General features: G+C 69.6%; 26 protein-coding genes. 11 read left to right on the forward strand and 15 right to left on the reverse strand.

What is annotated here, in order from left to right; translation table 11 throughout:
- Nucleotides 1–40: 40 nt before the first annotated feature.
- Nucleotides 41–421 carry a winged helix-turn-helix transcriptional regulator gene (locus GPZ80_RS16295; protein WP_187221208.1) on the reverse strand — a complete coding sequence of 127 codons (381 nt, stop codon included), beginning with the start codon at nucleotides 419–421 and terminating at the stop codon, nucleotides 41–43.
- A 91-nt stretch (nucleotides 422–512) separates the two neighbouring features.
- Between GPZ80_RS16295 and GPZ80_RS16300 the strand changes: the two genes are divergently transcribed.
- The 4 genes from GPZ80_RS16300 to GPZ80_RS16315 are packed head-to-tail and all read left to right on the forward strand — an operon-like array spanning nucleotide 513 to nucleotide 3,244.
- Nucleotides 513–1,424: an NAD(P)-dependent oxidoreductase gene (locus GPZ80_RS16300; RefSeq protein WP_312880363.1), complete on the forward strand. Its 912-nt coding sequence runs from the start codon at nucleotides 513–515 to the stop codon at nucleotides 1,422–1,424.
- The gene (locus tag GPZ80_RS16305) at nucleotides 1,421–2,305 is read left to right on the forward strand and encodes an NAD(P)-dependent oxidoreductase (RefSeq protein ID WP_187221210.1); all 885 of its coding nucleotides are present in this window, start codon (nucleotides 1,421–1,423) and stop codon (nucleotides 2,303–2,305) included. Before GPZ80_RS16300 ends, GPZ80_RS16305 begins: the two co-directional genes overlap by 4 nt.
- A 57-nt stretch (nucleotides 2,306–2,362) precedes the next feature.
- On the forward strand, nucleotides 2,363–2,548 hold the full coding sequence (locus GPZ80_RS16310; protein WP_091381140.1) for a CDGSH iron-sulfur domain-containing protein: 186 nt from the start codon (nucleotides 2,363–2,365) through the stop codon (nucleotides 2,546–2,548).
- A 30-nt stretch (nucleotides 2,549–2,578) separates the two neighbouring features.
- Complete coding sequence (locus GPZ80_RS16315) at nucleotides 2,579–3,244, forward strand: HemK2/MTQ2 family protein methyltransferase (RefSeq protein ID WP_187221211.1); 666 nt, start codon at nucleotides 2,579–2,581, stop codon at nucleotides 3,242–3,244.
- Here the strand turns inward: GPZ80_RS16315 and GPZ80_RS16320 are convergent.
- The 12 genes from GPZ80_RS16320 to GPZ80_RS16365 form a co-directional block, all read right to left on the reverse strand.
- Nucleotides 3,228–4,217 carry an iron-containing redox enzyme family protein gene (locus GPZ80_RS16320; RefSeq protein WP_187221212.1) on the reverse strand — a complete coding sequence of 330 codons (990 nt, stop codon included), beginning with the start codon at nucleotides 4,215–4,217 and terminating at the stop codon, nucleotides 3,228–3,230. The two genes, GPZ80_RS16315 and GPZ80_RS16320, sit on opposite strands and share 17 nt — an antisense overlap.
- Complete coding sequence (locus GPZ80_RS16325; RefSeq protein WP_246477184.1) at nucleotides 4,217–5,380, reverse strand: carboxylate-amine ligase; 1,164 nt, start codon at nucleotides 5,378–5,380, stop codon at nucleotides 4,217–4,219. The genes GPZ80_RS16320 and GPZ80_RS16325 overlap by 1 nt, the downstream gene beginning before the upstream one ends.
- Nucleotides 5,381–5,397: 17 nt before the next feature.
- The gene (locus GPZ80_RS32115; protein WP_312880377.1) at nucleotides 5,398–6,252 is read right to left on the reverse strand and encodes an RNA-guided endonuclease TnpB family protein; all 855 of its coding nucleotides are present in this window, start codon (nucleotides 6,250–6,252) and stop codon (nucleotides 5,398–5,400) included.
- 6 nt (nucleotides 6,253–6,258) lie between these two features.
- The gene (locus tag GPZ80_RS32120) at nucleotides 6,259–6,630 is read right to left on the reverse strand and encodes a hypothetical protein (protein ID WP_222719386.1); all 372 of its coding nucleotides are present in this window, start codon (nucleotides 6,628–6,630) and stop codon (nucleotides 6,259–6,261) included.
- A gap of 12 nt (nucleotides 6,631–6,642) precedes the next feature.
- Nucleotides 6,643–6,780 carry a helix-turn-helix domain-containing protein gene (locus tag GPZ80_RS32125; RefSeq protein ID WP_222719387.1) on the reverse strand — a complete coding sequence of 46 codons (138 nt, stop codon included), beginning with the start codon at nucleotides 6,778–6,780 and terminating at the stop codon, nucleotides 6,643–6,645.
- Nucleotides 6,781–6,886: 106 nt separating this feature from the next.
- A complete protein-coding gene (locus GPZ80_RS16335; protein ID WP_187221213.1) occupies nucleotides 6,887–7,747 on the reverse strand; it encodes a dienelactone hydrolase family protein in 861 nt (286 codons plus the stop codon).
- A 102-nt stretch (nucleotides 7,748–7,849) separates the two neighbouring features.
- Nucleotides 7,850–9,391: an AMP-binding protein gene (locus GPZ80_RS16340; protein WP_187221214.1), complete on the reverse strand. Its 1,542-nt coding sequence runs from the start codon at nucleotides 9,389–9,391 to the stop codon at nucleotides 7,850–7,852.
- An 18-nt stretch (nucleotides 9,392–9,409) separates the two neighbouring features.
- A complete protein-coding gene (locus GPZ80_RS16345) occupies nucleotides 9,410–10,672 on the reverse strand; it encodes an ABC transporter substrate-binding protein (protein ID WP_187221215.1) in 1,263 nt (420 codons plus the stop codon).
- Complete coding sequence (locus GPZ80_RS16350) at nucleotides 10,669–11,829, reverse strand: branched-chain amino acid ABC transporter permease (protein WP_187221292.1); 1,161 nt, start codon at nucleotides 11,827–11,829, stop codon at nucleotides 10,669–10,671. Before GPZ80_RS16350 ends, GPZ80_RS16345 begins: the two co-directional genes overlap by 4 nt.
- Nucleotides 11,830–11,836: 7 nt before the next feature.
- A complete protein-coding gene (locus tag GPZ80_RS16355; protein WP_187221216.1) occupies nucleotides 11,837–12,715 on the reverse strand; it encodes a branched-chain amino acid ABC transporter permease in 879 nt (292 codons plus the stop codon).
- Nucleotides 12,715–13,515 (reverse strand): ABC transporter ATP-binding protein, encoded by an 801-nt coding sequence (locus GPZ80_RS16360; RefSeq protein ID WP_187221217.1) that lies wholly within the window; start codon nucleotides 13,513–13,515, stop codon nucleotides 12,715–12,717. Before GPZ80_RS16360 ends, GPZ80_RS16355 begins: the two co-directional genes overlap by 1 nt.
- The gene (locus GPZ80_RS16365) at nucleotides 13,512–14,324 is read right to left on the reverse strand and encodes an ABC transporter ATP-binding protein (protein ID WP_187221218.1); all 813 of its coding nucleotides are present in this window, start codon (nucleotides 14,322–14,324) and stop codon (nucleotides 13,512–13,514) included. The genes GPZ80_RS16360 and GPZ80_RS16365 overlap by 4 nt, the downstream gene beginning before the upstream one ends.
- Before the next feature lie 136 nt (nucleotides 14,325–14,460).
- On the opposite strand from GPZ80_RS16365, the gene GPZ80_RS16370 reads away from it, so the two are divergent.
- The 3 genes from GPZ80_RS16370 to GPZ80_RS16380 all read left to right on the forward strand — a co-directional run bounded on the left by GPZ80_RS16370 (nucleotide 14,461) and on the right by GPZ80_RS16380 (nucleotide 17,163).
- Nucleotides 14,461–15,642, forward strand: a complete 1,182-nt coding sequence (locus GPZ80_RS16370; protein WP_312880365.1) for a GAF domain-containing sensor histidine kinase — start codon at nucleotides 14,461–14,463, stop codon at nucleotides 15,640–15,642.
- Entirely contained in the window at nucleotides 15,639–16,259 is a 621-nt protein-coding gene (locus GPZ80_RS16375) for a response regulator (RefSeq protein ID WP_187221220.1), read from the forward strand. The genes GPZ80_RS16370 and GPZ80_RS16375 overlap by 4 nt, the downstream gene beginning before the upstream one ends.
- Before the next feature lie 97 nt (nucleotides 16,260–16,356).
- Nucleotides 16,357–17,163 (forward strand): TIGR02452 family protein, encoded by an 807-nt coding sequence (locus GPZ80_RS16380; RefSeq protein ID WP_187221221.1) that lies wholly within the window; start codon nucleotides 16,357–16,359, stop codon nucleotides 17,161–17,163.
- Here the strand turns inward: GPZ80_RS16380 and GPZ80_RS16385 are convergent.
- Both GPZ80_RS16385 and GPZ80_RS16390 read right to left on the reverse strand, forming a co-directional pair.
- Entirely contained in the window at nucleotides 17,160–17,591 is a 432-nt protein-coding gene (locus GPZ80_RS16385; RefSeq protein WP_187221222.1) for an OsmC family protein, read from the reverse strand. The two genes, GPZ80_RS16380 and GPZ80_RS16385, sit on opposite strands and share 4 nt — an antisense overlap.
- Nucleotides 17,592–17,616: 25 nt before the next feature.
- On the reverse strand, nucleotides 17,617–17,856 hold the full coding sequence (locus tag GPZ80_RS16390; RefSeq protein WP_187221223.1) for a hypothetical protein: 240 nt from the start codon (nucleotides 17,854–17,856) through the stop codon (nucleotides 17,617–17,619).
- 35 nt (nucleotides 17,857–17,891) lie between these two features.
- On the opposite strand from GPZ80_RS16390, the gene GPZ80_RS32745 reads away from it, so the two are divergent.
- From GPZ80_RS32745 to GPZ80_RS16410, 4 genes are all read left to right on the forward strand, one after another.
- On the forward strand, nucleotides 17,892–18,146 hold the full coding sequence (locus GPZ80_RS32745; RefSeq protein WP_312880366.1) for a hypothetical protein: 255 nt from the start codon (nucleotides 17,892–17,894) through the stop codon (nucleotides 18,144–18,146).
- A gap of 43 nt (nucleotides 18,147–18,189) precedes the next feature.
- Complete coding sequence (locus GPZ80_RS16400) at nucleotides 18,190–19,380, forward strand: AfsR/SARP family transcriptional regulator (RefSeq protein WP_187221224.1); 1,191 nt, start codon at nucleotides 18,190–18,192, stop codon at nucleotides 19,378–19,380.
- A gap of 70 nt (nucleotides 19,381–19,450) precedes the next feature.
- The gene (gene adh / locus GPZ80_RS16405; protein WP_187221225.1) at nucleotides 19,451–20,968 is read left to right on the forward strand and encodes an aldehyde dehydrogenase; all 1,518 of its coding nucleotides are present in this window, start codon (nucleotides 19,451–19,453) and stop codon (nucleotides 20,966–20,968) included.
- Nucleotides 20,968–21,342 carry a DUF779 domain-containing protein gene (locus GPZ80_RS16410; RefSeq protein ID WP_187221226.1) on the forward strand — a complete coding sequence of 125 codons (375 nt, stop codon included), beginning with the start codon at nucleotides 20,968–20,970 and terminating at the stop codon, nucleotides 21,340–21,342. Before adh ends, GPZ80_RS16410 begins: the two co-directional genes overlap by 1 nt.
- Nucleotides 21,343–21,362 lie beyond the last annotated feature (20 nt).

Below are 21,362 nucleotides of genomic sequence, written 5' to 3' on the forward strand. Positions count from 1 at the left end.
ACGAACCGCCCCACTCGCAAGGTGGGGCGGTTCGTGTTTGTCAGGCGGTCGCCGACACGGACGTGTGGGGGTCGGCGACGACTTCAAGACGACTTCGCCGGATCCGGTCACGACCCCACTCGCCAAGCGGTAGCAGCGCCTCATTGAGCGCAGCGCCCGCTTCGGTCAGCGTGTACTCCACCTTCGGCGGCACTTCCGCGTAGACCGTGCGGTGGATAAGCTCGTCCTCTTCCATTTGACGCAGATGCTGGGTCAGCATCTTCTCGCTGACGCCGGGCAGCGCGCGGCGCAGTTCGGCGAACCGGCGGACACCGTGGGCATGCAGCTCCCACAGGATGAGGCCCTTCCACTTGCCGCTGACGACGTCGAGCGCGGCGTCGATGCCGCAGATGTACGGCCCGAGGCGCGGTGTTCTCGCCATCTCGGATCCTCCCTTCACTTACCAAAAGGTAAGTACCGCAGCAAATAGTGGGTACTTCCGTGATGGTACGCCGTCACACAACATGGATGGTGTGTCTGAAACCAACCGAAATCCGATCCACCCGACCGACCTCACCATGCTCGGCCTCGGCGCGATGGGCAGCGCGCTGACCGCCGCGCTGCTCGACGCCGACCACTCCGTGACCGTGTGGAACCGCACCCCTGGCCGCGACACGGACCTGGTGGCCCGCGGCGCCCATGCCGCGGGCTCCGTCCGCGAGGCCGTCACGGCGAGCCCGGTGGTCGTCGCCTGCTTGCTCAAGCACGACTCAGTGCACGAGACCCTCGACCCGGTCATCGACGCGTTGCGCGGCCGGACGCTGGTCAACGTCACCACCACGACGCCTGAGGAGGCCCGCGAACTCGCGTCCTGGGCGGCGGCTCACGGCGTCGACTACCTCGACGGCGCGATCATGGCCGTGCCCGCCATGATCAGCTCCCGCGCGGGTCAGATCTTCTACAGCGGCTCTCGGGCGGCGTACGACGCGCTGCTGCCGATCATCGACATCTGGGCCACGAGTGAGTTCCACGGCGAGGACGCGGGCCGGGCCTCGCTGGTGGACTTGGCGATGCTGTCGGGGATGTACCAACTGTTCGCCGGCTTCGTCCACGGCGCCGCGATGGTCGGCTCGGTCGGGATGAGCGCGTGCGACTTCGCCGCCCGGCAGGCGCCCTTCCTGGCCGCCATGACCGCCGAACTCGCCGGTTTCGCCAAGGTCATCGATGGGGGCGACTACACCGTCCCGAACCAGCAGAGCCTGGACTTCTCCGACCTTTCGCACATCGTGCGAGCGAGCGAGGGCCAGGGCGTCGATCCCGCTCCCATCGCCGCGGTTCAGGCGCTCATCGACAGGCAGGTCGCCGCGGGCCATGGCTCCGAGGGTTTCGCCCGGATCTACGAGAGCCTGCGGGCTACCGTCTCCACGGGGCAGGTGCGGCGATGAGCGCCACCCCGGTCACCGTGATCGGGCTCGGCCCGATGGGCCAGGCCATGGTCCGCGCACTGCTCGCCGCGGGCCACCCGGTCACGGTCTGGAACCGCACGCCGTCGCGTGCCGAAGGCGTGGTCGCCGACGGCGCCCGACTGGCCGCATCGCCTGCCGACGCCGTGGCGGCGGGCGACCTGGTGATCTTGAGTCTGACCGACTACCAGGCGATGTGGGATGTTCTCGGCGGCGCTACGGCGCGGCTGGCCGGGCGGACGCTGGTCAATCTCAGCTCCGACACCCCCGACAAGACGCGTGAGGCCGCGGCGTGGGCGCGCTCGCACTCGGCGTCGTTCGTGGCAGGCGGCGTCATGGTGCCCGCGCCCATGGTCGGCACCGACCGCGCATATGTGTACTACAGCGGCGACGCGGAGGCGTTCGACGCGCATCGCGCGGCGCTCGCCCACCTCGGCGAGCCGAGCTTCCTCGGCGACGATCCCGCTCGGGCCCAGCTGATGTACCAGGCACATCTCGACGCCTTCCTGACCACGTTGTCGGGGATCGCGCACGCGACCGCGCTCGTCGGCTCGGCGGGCATCACGGCTGAGGAGTTCCTGCCCGAGGTCATGCGGCTGATCGGGGCGATTCCCGACATGCTCGCCGCCGACGGCGTCGCGGCCCTCGGAGCACTGATCGACAGGGGCGAACACCCTGGCGAGGGGGCCGACAACGTCATGTTGGGCGCCACCGCCGACCACATCGTGGCGAGCAGCCGGTCCGCGGGCGTCGACACCGCGCTGCCGCGCGCTGTGCAGGCGCACTACCACCGCGCGATCGACGACGGACACGGAGCCGACGGGTGGACCCGGATCGTCGACGGCATCCGCGCCCCCGCGTGAACCCTTGAGGTCTCCCCGTCGCGGTTGAACCGGGCCGCGGCGGGGAAACCTCTCCGCATGGAAAGACGTGTCCGCACCACCAGAGATGGCCCCGTCCTCATCGAAGGGCCGGTGGAACTCACCACAGAGGACGGCAGGACGGTCCACTCGGACCGCTTCGTCACCGCACTGTGCACCTGCCGCAGAAGCAGCATCTACCCGCTCTGCGACGCCAGCCACCGCAAGAAGGTCCGCGAGGTTTAAACCTGTTACAGCGCAGGGTATCCGGGCGCCATGTTCCTGCTCCGGCCGCCGGGCGTCTACCGGCCACAGTCTGATACGAGTCTGCTGCTGGACGCCTTCGAGGCATCCGCGATCCCACCGGGTGGCACGGTTCTCGACGTGGGCACCGGAACCGGCGCCATCGCCATCGCCGCCGCCAAGGCGGGAGCCAGACACGTCACCGCGGCTGATGTCAGCCTCAAAGCGGTCATCACGGCTCGCCTTAACGCGAAACTCAGGGGCGCGCGCGTCTTCGTCGAACACGGCGATGCCCTGGACTTGGCCGCGGGTCGCAAGTTCGACCTGATCCTGGCGAATCCGCCCTATGTTCCCGCTTCCGCCCCCGAACCGCCCAAGCATGGCCCCGCCCGAGCCTGGGACGCGGGCCACAGCGGGCGAGCCATCCTCGACCGCCTCTGCGTCCTGGCCCCGGACCTGCTCGCCCCGAACGGAACCCTCCTCCTCGTCCACTCAGGACTCTGCGACGCGGACAAGACACTGCACCAACTTCGTGGCGGCGGCCTCAAAGCCGCCGTCGTCGCCCGCCAGGACGAACCGTTCGGGCCGGTCATGAACGGCCGGATCGACCTGCTGGAAAGCCGGGGACTGGTGGCACCGGGGAGCAGGCACGAAGAGTTGGTGGTCATCCGCGCCGACCGGGTCACCCAGCCGCGCTGATCCGCTGGTCCACCAGCAGTGACGTCCGGTCCGCCTGCCACGACGTCAACAGGTGATCGGCCAGCCGCGCCTCCAACAACTCCGTGCCCTGAATGCCGAGCACCACCTCCGCCGCGAGTTCCGGTTCGTCGTCGAGCAGCCCGCCGATGACGTCCTCCCGCATGACCTGCTCGTGGACCGCGTCGGCTTCCACATGCTCGCTGAAGAAGAACCGGCACGCGGGCCCGAATCCGAGCCGATCGATCGCTTTGACCATTCGGCCCGCGCTGGGCGCGGTGGTGATCTCGGCGGCAGCGAAGTGGCCGACCAGGGCACCCCGGTGGGCGCGGTGCAGGCCGAACAGCGACATCAGGTTGACGACGGCGATCGCGGGCGCGGGAACGATGTCGAGGTAGTGCCAGTACCCGGGTTCCAGGCCGGCGTCGGCGAGGAGGTCGGCGTAGAGCCGGGAGTGCATCCGCTCGGCCCGGCCGCCACCGAACTCGTCGAACTCGACCGCCACGAGCGCGGCTTTCGCCCGGCCGCGCAGCCGGGGGATGACCCACGCGTGCGGGTCGGCTTCCTTGAGGTGGTAGACGGAGCGGTGGATGAAGTACTCGCGCAGGTGCCACGCTTCGCCCCGGTCGCGCAGGAAGTGCGACACCCCGGACCCCGGAACCGTCTCGATCAGCAGCTTCGCCAACTCACCGGACACATCGGATCCGCCCACGACGTCAGCGCGGACGGCGTCGAGGAACACGCGCTCCATGGCGGCCCGCAACCGGAGCAGCTCGGGCGACCATTCCAGGTCGCCCAGCCCCTCGGCGAAACCGCGGTAGTGAAGCTCGTAGCAAAGGTGCAGCGCGAGAGTCAGGTCTTCGCCATACGGCTCGGCGGACACGGAAGCGGGCAGCGGCCGGTCGTCGCCCAGAATGGCGGCGCGGACAGCCGCGGAGAGCTCGCCGCGCGCGGCGGGCAGTGCCGGGTCGGTCATCAGGTCCTCCCAAGGGGTTGGGTACCCACACCGTCGAGGTCCACGCCTTCGACCAGCCGGTCGGCGAGCATCGCCACGACCGCCTCCGACCCGGCGGCCCGCTGCAACTCGGCCCCCGTGCCGCGCAGGCGAAGCAGGGACCACGCCACCCGCACGAAGTCCAAGTCGCCTTCGTCCTCCAACGCCGGAGTCACTTTGGCAAGCAGCTCGGCGACCAAGCGGTGCCCGGTCACCAGGACACCGTCGATCGGGTGCACGGCCGGACCGTCCACTCCGTACCGCGCCGCCGACCACACAGCGGCGGCGGCCACCTGCGGGTCGAGCCGGGGACCTTCGCGGCCCACCGCCAGATCCCCGACCGCCGTGCGCACCAGCGCGCGGCTCAAAGCCGCCTGCAGCACCGATTCCCACGCCTCGACCGTCGTGTCGGCGGCCCGGAACTCCACCGTCGGCAGGTGCGGGGACAGGCGCGCGAACCAGAACGTCATCCGGTCGTCGATCAGCACTCCGCAGTCGACGAGCCGTTCGACCGCCCGGTCGTACTCGGCCGCCGACGCGGACCACGGCGGCAGCCCCGAGGCGGGGAACCTCGACTGCTCGACGGCCCGCCAGCTCTGGTAGCCCTGGTCTCGCCCGTGACGCAGGGGCGAGTTCACCGACAGTGACAGCAGCGTGGGCAGCCAGGGCGCGAGGTGGTTGAGCACGCCGACCGCGGTCTCCCGGTCGGGCACGCCGACGTGGACGTGACAGCCGCACGCCTGGTAGTCCCGGACAAGTCCTGTGTGGACACCCTCGATCGCGGCGAACCGGGCGCCCTCGGTCCGCGGCGGCAGCGCGCCGCCTAGCATCGGCACCCCGGTCGCGACCACCCGGACACCGAGTGTGCCCGCGGCCCGGGCAAGCAGCCTGCGGCCGGCGACGAGTTGGGCGGCGAGCTCGTCGAGCGAGCCGCAGATCCCGGTCGCGGCTTCCACCTGGGTCTGGAACAGCTCGGCCTGCCACTGCGTGGGCCCCGGCTCGGCCCGGACCAAGCCCAGCACGGCTTCGGCCTGCGGCACCGGCACCCCGGTGCCCGCGTCCACGAGGAGAAACTCCTCTTCGACCCCCAGCGTCATGCGGGCGGCGTCCTCGTCCGCCGCGCCGAACTCCTCGCGGGGCGCCATGGCGCGGAAGTACCCGTTCACGAAACGTGTGAAACCATGTCGTGAGCCGTCGCCTTGCGGCGCGGCGTTGACCGCGTGGGTCTTCCCGTGGCGGTACCCGTTGCCCGCGTGGTGCGGGTCTTATATGGGTTTCCATCGGGCTCGTTTCGTGTCGCCCCGCAACTCGGGGAGGACATGCCACCCGCGACCTCGTCCACGAGTGCGGCGAGGTCGCGGGCGACGTTCAGATCGCGATCCAGCGTGAATCCGCACTGGTCGCAGTGGAACGTCCGCTCGGATAGGCGCAGTTTGGCTTTCACCACGCCGCAGGCCGAGCAGGTCTTCGATGGCGGATACCAGCGGTCCGCCAGGTGCACGCGACCACCGGCCCACCCAGCCTTGTAGGTGATCTGACGGCGCAACTCGCCCATGCCGACCCCGGCGACGTGCCGGGCGAGGCGGCGGTTGCGGATCATCCCGGCGACATGGAGGTCTTCGAGCACGAAGACACCATGGGTGCGGACCAGGCGGGTGGACAGTTTGTGCAGTCCGTCGCGGCGGGCGTTGGCCACAGCGGTGTGCAGGCGCCGGATGCGTGCTTGGGTCTTGCGCCACCTCGCCGACGGGGCCTGCCTGGTGCGCCGGTCCGGGCCGATGCGGCGGGCCGCCTGCCGCCCCAGCCTGCGCAGCTCCCGCAATGCCACGTCCAGGTGCCTCGGATTGGCGATCACTTCGCCGGTGGAGAGCACCGCCGACGACTTGATCCCGAGATCCACCCCGACCACCGAGTCCGGTCGGACGGGGGCGGGGTCGCGTCGGTCGATCTCCACGGAAAACGAACAGAACCACCGCCCATCCCGATAAGTGATCGTGGCCGAGCGAATCCGGTCGATGCCACACTAGACGTGCCGAGCCAGCTTCCGGGTCGACTCGAGAGTGCGGATGAGACCGATACGGGGAAGCTTCACATGTCTGCGGTCGCCGTCGGCCAACCCGAATGCGCCGGTGGTGAACCGGCACGACAATCCGGCGCGTTTGCCCTTGAACCTGGGGAACCGAACCTTCGGGCCTTTGCGTTTACCGGTCTTCGACGAGCTCCAGTTGGCCAACGCGGTCGCGAGATTCGCCAACCCCGAGGAGTACTCCTCTTTCGAGTTCTCACCCCACCACGGTGCCGCAGCCTCCTTGGCTTGGTTCCAGTCCTTGCGGAGCGAGTACGCCGACCAGTTCAGCCACGGTGTCAGGTCTGCCTCGGCAACACCGTAGGACACCTCCGCCACCCGCTAGGCGAGGTTGGCTTTCACCCGGGCCAACCCCCAGTTGAAGGCGTACCGTTGCCCACCACAATGCGACCGCAACACCGCCTCCTGGGCCACGGTCGGACGCAACGCGAACCGGTACGCCTGCGAGATGATCGTCATCACCGCGGACCGTACCGATCACCACCGACAAACCGGCCACCCACACCAAGGCGTCAGACCGCCAAACTCGGCGACCCGGCCGCTCGGGCCGGGCCACCGAGGCCGGTCAGGCGTGCGGGCAGGTGTCGAGGTACCGCAGGATGGTCGAGTCGGTCGGGCGCGGGCAGAGGAACTGCTCATACCGCACGTCGTTGTCGATGAACCGCTTCGACCAGGAGATCATGTACTTGGCCATCGTCGTGTTCGGCGAGTTCGGGAAGTAGTGGCTGGCCCCGGCCAGTTCCATGTACGCCTTGTCCGGCGCGCTCGTCAGGGAGTCGTAGAACGGCTTCGCGTGGTTCGCGGGCGAGGCGACAGTGTCGTTCTGCCCAGCGATGATGAACGTCGGCACGCGCACGTTGGACCAGTTCTTGGTGGTGTGCCATGGGGCGAGCGGAATCGCGGCCTGCAAAGTGGGCCGCTTGTTGGCCGCCTCAAGGGAACCGCCGCCGCCCATGGAGTGCCCGGCCACGGCGAGCCTCGTGGAGTCGATCCGGGCGCGGACACTGCTCTGCCCGGTGAGGTAGTCCAGCGCCGCCAGCAGCTGGGTGCCGCGGCTCGGCGGGAAGTCGTAGATGCTGAGCGTGTCGATGACGAAGACCACGAAGCCCTGTGACGCCAGCCGAGGCCCGATCCAGGCCACCGACGACTGGGTCCCGGTGTAGCCGGGCACGACCGCCACCGCGCCGAACGTGCCCTGGCTGGTGTCGGTCGGGTAGTAGATCGTCCCGCCACCGAATCCGGTGACACTCGAGCGCGAGACGGTGAGCTGCGCGGTGGCGAAGTAGCCGCTGCTCGCCTCGATGCTCGCGACCGTGGGGGCAGGCCCACGCTCGTAGGGATTCGCCTCGACGGCGGTGGCCGCCGGGGCGGCGACGAGGGCCATCGTCAGAGCGACGAGCGAACCAACTCTTAACAGTCGTGACATAACCACTCCGTAGTCGCAGGGTGACTGTGTGATCAGAGCCACAACGTACTCAGAAGTAATTACCCACCGGTAGTCCTCACTTATCGATGACAACCGACGTTGTCAGTTGATCCCTCGCTCCAAACCTGACCAGTAGGGCTGGCGGAGCTTGAACTTCTGGATCTTGCCAGTGGCCGTGCGCGGGATCGATTCGCGGAACTCGACGCTGGTCGGGGCCTTGTACCCGGCCATCCGCTGCTTGCAGTGGGCGATGATCTCGGCCTCCTCGGCGGTCGCGCCCTCCGCGAGGACCACCAGCGCCTTGATCGTCTCACCCCACTTCTCGTGCGGGACGCCGATAACAGCGACCTCGGCGACCGCCGGGTGGCTGAAGATCGTGTCCTCCACCTCGATCGACGACACGTTCTCGCCGCCGGTGATGATCACGTCCTTCTTCCGGTCGGAGATCGTCAGGTGGCCGTCGGCCGGGTCGATCGTGCCGCCGTCGCCGGTGTGGAACCAGCCGTCCTTGAGCGCGGCCTCGGTCTCCTCCGGCTTGTCCCAGTACCCGTCGAGCACGACGTTCGACTTCGCCAGCACCTCCCCGGACTCCGACACCTTGAGCTTCACGCCCAGCGCGGGAAGACCCGCCCGCGACAGCTTCCGGGCGCGCTCCTCGGCCGGTAGAGCGGCATCGGCGGGCTGGGAGCGGTTGAAGGTGAGCAGCGGCGAGGTCTCGGTGAGGCCGTAGATCTGCGTGAACTCCCAACCCAACTCGTCGCCCACGCGCTGGATGGTCCGGCTCGGCGGCGGCGCGCCCGCGCAGACGATCCGCACCCGGCCGCGGCCGGGGATCTCGCCCTCCCAGGTGGCCGCCGCGTCGAGGACCGCGTTCCATACCGCCGGGGCGCCGCACATCAGGGTGACGCCGTGCTGCTCGACCCGGCGCAGGATCTCCGCGCCGTCGACCTTGCGCAGCACCACCTGCTTGGCGCCGAGCCCGGCCATGGTGAACGGCATTCCCCAGCCGTTGCAGTGGAACATCGGCAGAGTGTGCATGTAGACGTCCTGCTCCCAGGCCCGGGTGTGCAGGCCGAAGGTGAGCCCGTTGACCCAGATGTTGCGGTGGGTCAGCTGCACGCCCTTGGGCCGGGCGGTGGTGCCGGAGGTGTAGTTGATCGTCGCCGTGGCGTCCTCGTCCGGGTTCGACCACGGGCGCGGCTCGACGCCGGGCCGCATCAGCTCGGCCTCGGTCTGCTCGCCGAGCACGAACCGGTGGCTCGCCTTGACGCCGGACAGCGCGCTGTCGAGTTCGGGGTCGACGAGCAGGACCGACGAGCCGCTCTGCCCGACGATGTACTCGATCTCCTCGGGCTTGAGCCGGAAGTTGACCGGCACGCAGATCCGCCCGCTCATGGGCACCGCGAACAGCAGCTCCAGCAGCCGCGCCGAGTTGTGGCTGACCACCGCCACCCGCTCGCCCTCGCCGACGCCGAGCGCGTCCAGGCCCGCCTGCCAGGCCCGGACCCGCTCGCCGAGGCGGCCGTAGGTGGAGTCGGGCACCGCTGGGCCGGGCTGGTCCGGCTCGTCGACCACGCCGGGGCAGTCGGCGAAGCCCAGTTCGGCCCGGTCGAGAAAGTCCCCGACGGTCATCGGTACCCGCATCACACTCTCCTCTTCGGCTTACTTCTGGTGTGGAGCCTGGTACTTGTCGGCGTCCGGCGCCTGGAACAGCGGCTTGACGTACTTGAGTCCACCCTCTGCCGCCGGGTCGATCTGCGCAACATAAACCTTGCGCGTCGGAGGCGCTCCGGGCTTGGAGAAGTCCAGGTCGGCGATCAGGTTGTCGGTCGAGGCCGAATCGGTCTCGGTGAGCGCCTTGGCGATGCCCTCGCGGGTGAGGTCCTTGTTCTCGCAGGCCTTCTTCAGAACCGAACCCCACACCGCGCCGACGGCGTAGCCGTAAGGGATGCCGATGTTGGCGGGCTCCTTGTAGGCCGCCTTGTACTTGGCCGCGACCTCCTTGGCCTTGGGGATGTCCGCGGAGAACGGCACGCCGCTGGCGACGAGATACAGCTTGTCCAGCGCGGCCGCGGCGGGGCTCGACAGCAGCGCCGGGTCGAACACGGGGTTGTTGCCCATCAGCGGCACGTTCAGCCCGAGCGCCTTGTTCGCCGCGGCCACCGAACCGGTCTGCGTCGGTGAGGTGGTCAGCAGGATCGCCTTGACCCCTTCGCCCTTGAGGCCGGTGACGATGTTGGTGAGGTCGGTGTCGGTGGAGGTCACCTTGACCTCCTTGACGTCGAGCTTGTGCTGCTCGGCGTAGTGCTTCGAGCCTCGAAGGCCGTTCTTGCCGTACTCGCCGTCGATGTAGATGTGGCCCACCTTGTCGCCGTCGGCGATCATCCCCTGCTCCTGCAAGTAGGACAGGCCGTCGATCATCTCGACGTCGTAGGTGGTGCCGACGATCATCACGTACGGGTTGTCCAGCAGCTCCGAGGACCACGACGCCGGGGTCACGACCACCTTGTCCGACAGCACGTTCTGCTTCAGCGCGGCCACGACAGGCGAGCCGAGGAGCTGCACGAACCCGAGCACCTTCGGCTCGATCTGCGGGTACAGCGTCTTGGCGGTGTCGGCCTTGTAGCCGTGGTCGACGGTCTCCAGCTTGACCTTGCGCCCGCAGACCCCGCCCTCGGCGTTGAAGTCCTTGGCCCACAGCTCGTTGCCCTGGGTGATGCCGAGCCCGAGGTTCTTGAACACGCCCGTCTTGTCGGTCATGACGCCGAGGGTGATCTCGGCGTCGGTCACGCCGACGCCGGACTTCACCCCGGCGGAGTCCGAACCGGACGCTCCGGAGCTGCCTGCTTTGGTGCTGCACGCGGACAGGGCGAGCGCGGCCGCGAGCGTGACCGCGGCGGTCGTCCGCAACGGATTACGGGTCATGACGTTTCCTCTCGGGTGATTTCACGTGGTCGTGCGCGGAACAGGCCGGTGAGCCGCCTGCCGATCGCCGCGAGACCGCCGGGCTCGAACAGCACGACGACCACGATCGCCGCGCCATAGATGAAGGAGCTGACCAGGATCGGGGTGAGCCCGCCGCCGCCGGTCTCGCCGAACCAGCCGAGGTCGCCGGAGAACAGGGTGAGCGCCTGCGGCAGCCCGTTGACGATGAGCGCGCCGACCACCGCGCCGGGAACGGAGCCGAGACCGCCGATGATCACCATGGCGAGGAAGGCGATGGACACGTTGATGCCGTACGTGCCGTACTCGCTCTCGTCGGGTTTGAGGATGTCGAACCAGAGCACGGTCATCACCCCGGCCAGCCCGGCGAACGCCGAGGAGACCGCGAAAGCACCGGCTTTCGCCCGCGCCACGCCCACACCCATCGCGGTGGCGGCGGCCTCGTTGTCGCGCACAGCCCGCCAGGACCGGCCGACCCGGCCGCGGACCGCGCCGCGGGCGAGGACGAACGCGATGGCGGTGAGGACCAGGAACAAGTACCAGATGCGTTCGGCCTGCCGGATCGGCACGCCGAGCACCTCGATTTCGGGGCCGCCGTTGGAGAACGGGAAGCCGAACAGCTCGAAGGTCGCGGGGGTGCGGCCGGTCGAGGTGCCGCCGGTCAGCGAGTCCAGGGACTGTCCGAAGTAGAGCCCGAGGAAGACCAGCGACAGCGACGCCACGCCGAGGTAGATCCCGCGCAGCCGCCCGGCGACCGGGGCGAACGCCAGGCCCACGAGTGCCGAGATGAGTACCGCGCCCATCAGGGCCAGACCGGGGTCCAATCCGAGGCCGATGACCCGCTCCTCGTCGGTCGGTCCCGCAAGGACGGTGTAGGCGGTGGCGCCCACGAGTAGGAAGAAGGCGTGCGCCAGGGAAAGCTGGCCTGCCTGTCCGGTGAGGAGGGTCAGGCCGATGGCGCCGACCGCGCCGATCATCATGTACTGACCGGCCTTGAGCCAGGCGGTGTCGATGTAGAGCGGCAGCGCGGCCAGCAGCACCGCCAACGCGATCCACGCGGCGGCGCGGACCAGCCGGGCCGGGGAACGCCGCGGCCGGGTGGCGGGCGGCCCGGTGGGGATGAGAGTGGTGGTTTCCATGACGGCCTCAGACACGGGTGCTCTCCCTTGTGCCGAACAACCCCGACGGCCGGGCCACCAGCACGACCAGCATCACCAGGAAGACGGCGGACTTGGAGAAGTCGAAGGAGATGTACTGGGCGGACAGGGCTTCGGTCAGGCCGACGACCAGCCCGCCCACCACTGCGCCCGCGGTGGAGTCCAGGCCGCCGAGGATGGCGGCGGGGAACGCGGCCAGCGCGATCGAGTGGGTGCCGCGGGACAGGCCGGAGCCGGAGAAGTCTTGGGTGGCGATGAACAGGACCGCCACCCCGGCGAGCAGACCGGCGACCAGCCACGCCGTGGCGGTGACCCGGGAGGAGCGGATGCCCATGAGGGCGGCGGCTTCCCGGTTCTCGGCCTGGGCGCGCATGGCCACACCCCAGTCGGAGTAGCGGAACGCGAGGAAGAACGCGGTGACAAGAACCGCGCCGACGCCGATCGCGACCAGGTGCGTGCGGAACAGGGTCAGCCCGCCGACCTGGATCGGCTGCGCGTCCCACGCCTCGCCGAGGAATGGCACGGTGACACCGAGGCGGCGCACGATCTCCTCGGTGATGATCACGTCGAGCCCGATCGTGAGCAACGCCAGACTGTTCGCGTCGGCCAGTTTCGACCGGGACAGCAGCAGCCGCTCGACGAGAATCGCGAGCAGTCCGGCCGACACGATCCCGACCACCGCCGCGCCGACCCAGCCGAGGCTGTCGCGGGTCACCACCACGAGGTAGCCGCCGACCAGCACCAGCGAGCCGTGGGCGAAGTTCACCACCTCGGTCGCCTTGAAGATGACCACGAAGCCCAGGGCAAGCAGTGCGAACACCGCGCCCTTGCCCACCCCGTTGACCACCAGCTGCAGGAATGTCTCCATCAGGCGTCCTCCGATCCGCTGCCCAGGTACGCCTTGACCACTTCGGGATCGGCCTGAACCTCCGACGGCGTGCCGTCGGCGATCCGCTTGCCGAAGTCGAGCACCGTCACCCGGTCGGCGATGCCCATGACGAGGTTCATGTCGTGTTCCACCAACAGAATCGAGATCCCCAGCGCGTCGCGCAGGTCCCGGATCGTGGCGGCCATCTCGGCGGTCTCCACGGCGTTCATGCCCGCGGCGGGCTCGTCGAGCAGCAACAGCGTCGGCTCGATTGCCAGCGCCCTCGCCACGTCCGTCCGCTTGGCCGCGCCGTAGGACAGGGCCGCGACGGGGGCGTGCAGGACCTTGCCGAGACCGAGGAACTCGCAGATCTCCACGGCGCGCTCGGTGTGCCTGCGTTCCTGCCTGACCGTCCAGGGGAGACGCAGGCCGCAGGAGAGGAAGCCGCCGGTGGTGAGGGCGTGCCTGCCGAGCATGACGTTGTCCAGAACGGTGGAATGCGGGGAGAGCGCGGTGTTCTGGAAGGCGCGACCGATCCCGAGCTTGGCCAGCCGGTGTGGCCGTTGGCCGGTCAGCTCGGTGTCCCCGAACCGGACGCGGCCGGAGGTGGCGCGGTAGACGCCGCTGATCACGTTGAAACAGCTGGACTTACCCGCGCCATTGGGCCCGATCAACGCGTGCACGGTGCCGGGCTCGACGGTGAAGGACACATCGTCGAGCGCCCGGAGACCACCGAAGGCGAGGGTCACGGAGTCGACCTGAAGCTCAACCAGGTCCTCCCGCAGCGTCGGCGCGCTCATGCCACCCACCTCGACAACCCACGCACCGCGGCCCGCTGCTCGGCAGCGCCGCGGGCCTCGGCTTCGGCGGTGGCTTCCGACTCGGCGTGGCCGCCCAGGTACAGGCGTTGCACGTCATCGCTTGCCGACAGGTCGGCCGCCGTGCCCGACAGCGCCGTGCGACCGGTCTCCAGGACCACGGCGTGGTCGGCGACCCGCAGGGCCATCACCGCGTTCTGCTCGACCAGCACCACCGCCGTCCCCTGCGCGTGGATCTCACGGATGATCTCGCCGATGCGGTCGACGATCTTCGGCGCCAACCCCAGCGACGGTTCGTCGAGCAGCAGCAGTTTGGGCGCCGACATCAGGGCGCGCCCGATCGCGAGCATCTGCTGCTCCCCGCCCGACAGCAGGCCCGCGCGCTGTTTGGCGCGTTCGGCCAGCACGGGGAACAGTTCGTGGACCCGAGCACGCGCGAGAGTCCGCGCCTGCGCTGTGCGGGCGCCGATGCCACCCGCCCGCAGGTTCTCCTCCACGCTCATCCGGGCGAACACCTGCCTGCCCTCCGGCACCCCCACGACACCGAGCCGGACGATCTCCGCCGGGTCCAGCCGGTCGATCCGCCTGCCCGCGAACTCGACCTCGCCCGCCACGACCGACCCGCGGTGCAGGCGCAGCGTCCCGGAGATCGTTCTGAGCAAAGTGGACTTTCCGGCGCCGTTGCTGCCCAGCACGGCCAGCACACTGTCGGCGGCGATCTGGAGATCGACTCCGTGCAGGGCGGCCACCGAACGGCCGTAGCGCACTCGCAGGTTCCGCACGACCAGCAAGGGGACCTCCTCGTCGCGATGTGGCGGCACTCACATCGGCTTGGGTGTTGCGGCTATGTTGCTTACCGGCCGCGCCCGGCCACACCCCCAGATGGAGAGGTGTACGAATTGCCTACGGCGTGCCATGGTTTCCGTTGTGTCGGCCGAACACCGGGTGAACGCGCAGCGAGCGATCGAGCAGGAATCCGTGCTCGAGGCGCTGCTCCGAGAGCGCGACGGGCTGCTCGGAACGCTCGACCGCGTGGTCACGCTGCACGGCACGGCCCGGCTCATCCGCGACACCATCGGCGTCGACGCCGCGTTCATCGCCGACCTCGACAACTCCGACCGCGCCGTCATCCGCTGGCTCGCGGGCAACAAGACCAACTCGCTGCAGAACCTGGCCGTGCCCCGCGGGCAGGGTGTCGGCGGCACCGTGCTGGCCCTCGGCAGGCCGATGCAGGTCAGCGACTACGTCCAGTCCTCGGCGATCACCCACCAGTTCGACGAGCAGGTCAGCGGCGAGGGCATCTCGGCGATACTGGCCGTGCCGATCATCGACCCGTTCGCCTCCAAGATCGTCGCGGTCGCCTACGCCGCGATGCGCACCTCGGCCCGGTTCGGCGACGACGCGGTGGGCCGGATGGAGACGATCGCCGCGCAGGCGGCCAAGGCGCTGCACGTCGCGGACCAGGTGGAATCCACCCGGGACCGGGCGGTCTCCGCGGAGCGGCAGCGGATGCAGGCCAACCTGCACGACTCCGTCGGCGCGATGCTGTTCTCCATCGGCGCGCAGGTGCGCGACTTGCACACCGCCGTCACCGACAACCCGGGCCTGACGAACCGGCTGACCCGCCTCGAACAGGAGGTGTCGGCGGCCTCGATCGCGCTGCGCGAGTCCCTGCTCGCCCTCTCGGAGTCGACTCCCGAGCGGGCGCTGCCCGTCGAGTTGGCGGAGCACTGCCGCTCCTTCGAGGCGCGCAGCGGCGTGCCCGCCCGGTTCGTCCAGCTCGGGGACCTGCGCCCGCTCGACGCCGAGCGCACGTCGCTGCTGGTGTCGGTGGTGCGGGAGGGGCTGCTGAACGTCGAGAAGCACACGCAGGCCTACTACGTCGTGGTCAGCCTGAGCGCGACCGACGACGGCGTCCAGGTCGTCGTCGCCGACGACGGCACGCCCGATCCCACGGACGAGCCGGTGATGAGCTGCGGAATGGGCGTGCGCGCCCTGTCCGAGCGGGCCGCCCGCCTCGGCGGCCGGGTCAGCCTCGTCCGCGACGAGGACGGCGGCACCACTTTGCGCGCGTGGCTGCCGGGCGTCGAGAAGCGCCCACCGGCATGACGATCCGGATCATGGTGGTCGACGACCACCCGGTCGTCCGCGACGGCGTCTCCCTCCTGCTGCGCTCGGACCCGGCGATGCAACTCGTCGGCGCGGCCGAGTCCGGCCGGACCGCGATCGAGCGGATCGTCGAGCTGGCCCCGGATCTGGTGCTGCTGGACCTGCGGATGCCCGACATGCTCGCCCCGGAGGTGATCATCGAGCTGCGCAAGGTCCAGCCCAGCGCCCGCATCGTCGTGTTCACCGCGCACAGCGACCACCAGGGTCTGCGGGCGGCGCTGGAGGCGGGCGCCAACGGCTGCCTGCTCAAGGACGTGGCGGGCACCGACCTGGTCTCCGCTCTCCGCCGGGTTCTCCGCGACGAACGCGTCATCGACCCGAGAATCCTGCCCAGCGCCGATGTCCAGTCCGACGCCCTGGCCCGCAGCGGCCTGACCCGACGCGAATACGAGGTCCTGCGACTGGCCGCGCAGGGCCAGACCAACCCGGAGATCGCGGAGTCGACCGGCCTGACGCGCAACACGGTGAAGACGTACTTGCAGGCCGCGTTACACAAGCTCGGTGCCCGGAATCGGGTGGAGGCCATCAGCAAGGCGAGTGAGGCCGGGCTGCTCTAGTGGCCCGTCCAGGAACGTGCCACTAGGTCCTGTCCTGTGAGTCCAATGCGCTTGCCATGGCGAGGATCATTCGAACCATGTGCAAGAGGACGTACCCATGAGAGCGCGCCTGCGCGAGATCGCGCGCAGCACCGAAGACATCGTCCACACCGGACACTACCGGTCCCCGCTGGGGCGCGAGGTCACCTTCGCGGCCGAACTCGCGATCGCGCTGGCGGGCACCCGGCTCTATGGCCCGGACCCGGTCCCGGTGCCGCGCCTGGACCACGATCGGCCCACCCGCGTCGAGGTGACCGGCGAGGGCAGCATCCAAGCCGCGCACCGGCTGTCGGCCAAACCAGACCCGTTGGCGGTGCTCAACTTCGCCTCCGCCCGCAACCCCGGTGGCGGCTACCTCAACGGGGCGCAGGCACAGGAGGAAGCGCTGTGCCGGGACTCGGCCCTGTACACAACCCTGTTGCGCGCGCCCGAGTTCTACGCCCACCACCGCGCGAGCCGCGACGCCTTCTACACCGACCGGGTGATCCACTCCCCTGGTGTGCCGGTGTTCCGCGACAGCCAGGGCGAGTTGTTGGAAACCCCCTTCACAGCGGGCTTCCTGACCTCCCCCGCACCCAACGCGGGCGTCATCCGACGGGAGTCGCCGGACGAAGCGCACCGCATCCCCGCCGTCCTCGCGAGCCGCGCGGAGCGGATCCTCGAAGTGGCCGCCGCCAACGACTACCGCCGCCTGGTCCTCGGGGCGTGGGGCTGCGGCGTGTTCCAGAACGACCCCGCGCTGGTGGCGGGCACGTTCCGCGACCTGCTCACGGGCCGGTTCGCCGGTCACTTCGACGAGGTCGTCTTCGCCGTCCTCGACCGCACCGGCGCAGTCCGCGAGACGTTCGCCCGGACATTCGCCTAGACCAGTGTCGCGTCCAGTTCGATCTTCACGCCGGTCAGCGCGGCCGACACGGGGCACGTCTCCTTGGCCTGCTCGGCGACCTCAAGGAACTTCGCCTTGTCGGCGCCCGGCACCTCGGCCCGCACGGTCAGCAGAATCCCCGTGATCCCGAATCCGGCGCCGACCTTCCCGAACCCCACCTTCGCCGAGGTCTCCATCCGGGTCGGCGGCATCCCGGCGCGGGCCAGCAGGGCCGAGAACTGCATGCAGTAACAGGACGAGTGGGCGGCCGCGATCAGCTCCTCGGGGCTGGTCTTCCCACCGGGTTCCTCGGTCCGGGCGGGCCAGGACACACCGAAGGAACCCAGGCCCGAGCTGTCCAGGTTCACCGTGCCCGACCCGCTCGCCAGGTCACCAGTCCACTTCGCGGTCGCCGTGCGGTCGGTCATGTCCGCGCTCCCTTCGTCGATGCGGTCACCGACCAGCGTTGGACACCGGACCCGCCTTGTCCACTCGACCGGGCGAAAGCGCGAGGAAGGCGGTCGGCAGGGCCAGGACGACCGCGCCGACCAGCATCCAGAACCCGAGGCCGACCCCGGACGAGGATTCCATGATCGCGCCGACCGGACTGTCGACCGGACTGTCGACCGGACTGTCGACCGGACTGTCGACCGGCTGGAACGCCTCCTCCCAGCTCACCACCTGGGTGGTCACCGTCGGCTCCCGCCCGACCGACCTCGGTGGTCGGGGTGGATCTTGGGATCAAGTCGCTGGCGGTGCTCTCGACCGGCGAGGGCATCGCCAACCCGAGGCACCTCGAAGTGGCGTTGCGGGAGCTGCGCAGGTTGCAGCGGCAGGCCGCCCGGCGGGTCGGCCCGGACCGGCGCACCCAGCAGGTCCCCTCGGGCCGTGGCGCAAAACGCAGGCTCGCATCCGGCGCCTGCACACGGCCGCCACGGGAACACCCGGCCACTAGGCCGGGCCAACGCCACACCGTAAGGTGACGGCTCACGACACGTTTTACACGGTTCGTGAACGGAGACGCTCATGGCACACCGCGGCGCGCTCTGGCAGCAACGGGTGGCACTGGAGCGCGAGTGGGCACAGTGGGTGCCGACCCAGCGCCCGCCCACGGCGACCTCCCTGCGCGCCGAGGTCGTCCAGTCGTGGATGCGTTCGGTCGACACCGTGGACCCGGCCCGCGACAGCGCCCCGACCACCGACGAGGTCGGCTGGCACGAGTCGCCGCTGCGCGAGCCGATCACCGAGCTGTCGGATGAGCTGAACAGCATCGCCGAGGACGCCGGGTACATCGCCGCGGTGACCGACGAGTCCGGCACGATCCTCTGGACCTGCGGCGGCCGGGTGATGCGACGCAAGGCCGAGCAGGTCAACTTCGCCCCCGGCGGCCAGTGGGACGAGCCGCACATGGGCACCAACGCGCTGTCCCTGGCGCTGCGCACCGGCAAGCCGCACACCGTCTTCTCCGCCGAACACCTGGTCGCGGCCCTGCACGGCTGGGTGTGCCACTGCGCCCCCATCCACGGCCCGGACGGCAGGCGCCTGGGCGTGCTGGACCTGTCGACCACCTGGGACCGCAAGCACCCGCTGGCGATGTCCACCGTCCGCACCCTGGTCTCGACCATCGAAGCCCGTCTGCCGCTCACCGTCGCCGCCGCGGGCACCCAGCTCACCTGCCTGGGAACCGCGGAACTCCTGCGCGACGGGGTGCCGGTGCGGCTGAGCCCGCGCCAGTTGGAGATCCTCACCTTGCTGGTGCTGGAGCCCGAGGGCTTCACCCCAGAGCGCCTGCGCGAGGCCGTCTACGGGGATCGCCCGATCACCGCGACCACGGTCAAAGCCGAGCTGTCCCACCTGCGCCGTGCCCTCAACGGCGGGCTCGCCAACCGCCGCTACGCCCTCACCGTCCCCGTCTTCTGCGACGCCGCCGACGTGCTGCGGGCCATCGAGTCGGGCAACACCGGGGAAGCCGTGCGCAAGTACCGCGGCCCGCTCCTGCCGGAGTCCGACGCCCCAGCCATCGTCGAGTGGCGCCGCTACCTCGACGTCTCGGTCCGCACCGCCGTACTGGCGGGCAAGCAGCCCGACCACGCACTCGCCTACGGCAAGCACGCGCCCTACGACGTGGAGATCCACCAACACGCGCTGCGCCTGCTCCCCCTCGACGACGCCCGCCGCGCGGTCGCCGCCGCCCGGTTGCAGGCCGCGCTCGACTGACCAACCTTTCGCCAACCTTGGTCGGTCACTGTGAGCGCCCTCACCGCTAGACGAACCGAGGAGCGCAGCAATGGTCTACGCGCAGCCAGGCACCGAAGGCAGCATCGTCACCTTCGCCGACCGCTACGACAACTTCATCGGCGGCCAGTGGGTGCCGCCGGTCGACGGCCGCTACTTCGACAACCCGTCCCCGGTGGACGGCAAGGTCTTCTGCCAGGTGGCCCGCTCCTCCGCCGCCGACGTCGAACTGGCGCTCGACGCCGCCCACGCCGCCGCGCCCGCGTGGGGCCGCACCTCCGCGGGTGAGCGCGCCAACATCCTCAACCGCATCGCCGACGAGATCGAGGAGCACCTCGAGATGCTCGCGGTCGCCGAGACCTGGGAGAACGGCAAACCGGTCCGGGAGACGCTGGCCGCGGACCTGCCGCTCGCCGTCGACCATTTCCGCTACTTCGCCGGGGCGATCCGGGCGCAGGAGGGCAGCCTGGCCGAGGTCGACGACGACATGGTCGCCTACCACTTCCACGAACCCCTCGGCGTGGTCGCGCAGATCATCCCGTGGAACTTCCCGATCCTGATGGCCACGTGGAAGCTCGCGCCCGCCCTGGCCGCGGGCAACTGCGTGGTGCTCAAGCCCGCCGAGCAGACCCCGGTGTCGATCCTCAAGGTCGTCGAGCTGATCGCCGACCTGCTTCCGCCGGGTGTCATCAACGTGGTCAACGGGTTCGGTGTGGAGGCGGGCAAGCCGCTCGCGTCGAGTCCGCGGGTCGCGAAGGTCGCGTTCACCGGCGAGACGACGACCGGTCGACTGATCATGCAGTACGCCAGCGAGAACATCATCCCGGTGACGCTGGAGCTGGGTGGCAAGAGCCCGAACATCTTCCTGCCGGACGTGATGGCGGCCGACGACGCGTTCCTGGACAAGGCGATCGAGGGGTTCGTCATGTTCGCCCTCAACCAGGGCGAGGTCTGCACCTGCCCGTCGCGCGCGCTGATCGCGTCGTCGATCTACGACGAGTTCATGGCCCGCTGTCTGGAGCGCACCAAGGCGATTGTGTCCGGCGACCCGCTCGACCCGGCCACCATGATCGGCGCGCAGGCGAGCAACGACCAGTACGAGAAGATCCTTTCCTACATCGACATCGGGAAACGCGAAGGCGCCGAGGTTCTCACCGGCGGCACCCCGCGCGACGTCCCGGGCCGCGAGGGCGGCTACTACGTCGAGCCGACGATCTTCAAGGGCACCAACGACATGCGGATCTTCCAGGAGGAGATCTTCGGTCCCGTGGTGTCGGTGACGACGTTCGACTCGACCGACGAAGCGCTGAAACTGGCCAACGACACCCTTTACGGCCTCGGCGCGGGCGTGTGGAGCCGCGACGGGAACGCCGCCTACCGCTTCGGCCGCGAGATCAAGGCCGGTCGCGTGTGGACGAACTGCTACCACGCCTATCCCGCGCACGCGGCGTTCGGCGGGTACAAGAAGTCCGGCATCGGCCGCGAGAACCACAAGATGATGCTGGAGCACTACCAGCAGACCAAGAACCTGCTGGTCAGCTACTCCCCGAACAAGCTCGGGTTCTTCTGATGCGAGTCGACATCACCCCCGCGGCCGAGGCGGTGCTGCGGGGGTTGGTCGACCGACACGGGCCGGTGATGTTCCACCAGTCCGGCGGCTGCTGCGACGGCAGCTCCCCAATGTGCTACCCGCGCGGTGAGTTCCGCGTCGGGGCCGCCGATGTGCTGCTCGGCGAGGTCGCGGGGGACACACCGTTCTGGATGAGCGCCGACCAGTACGAGTACTGGCGGCACACGCACCTGACCGTGGACGTCGTCAGCGGGCGCGGCGGCGGTTTCTCCCTGGAGGCGCCGCAGGGAGTGCGGTTCCTGATCCGCTCCCGTCTGCTGACCGACGCCGAAGCCGCAAGTCCTCCGGCAGTAAGGGGTACGGGCACCCATTAGATCCGCAACGTTCACTCGAT

Origin of the sequence: Actinokineospora xionganensis, from assembly GCF_014323725.1 — a bacterium.
GTDB lineage: Bacteria > Actinomycetota > Actinomycetes > Mycobacteriales > Pseudonocardiaceae > Actinokineospora > Actinokineospora xionganensis.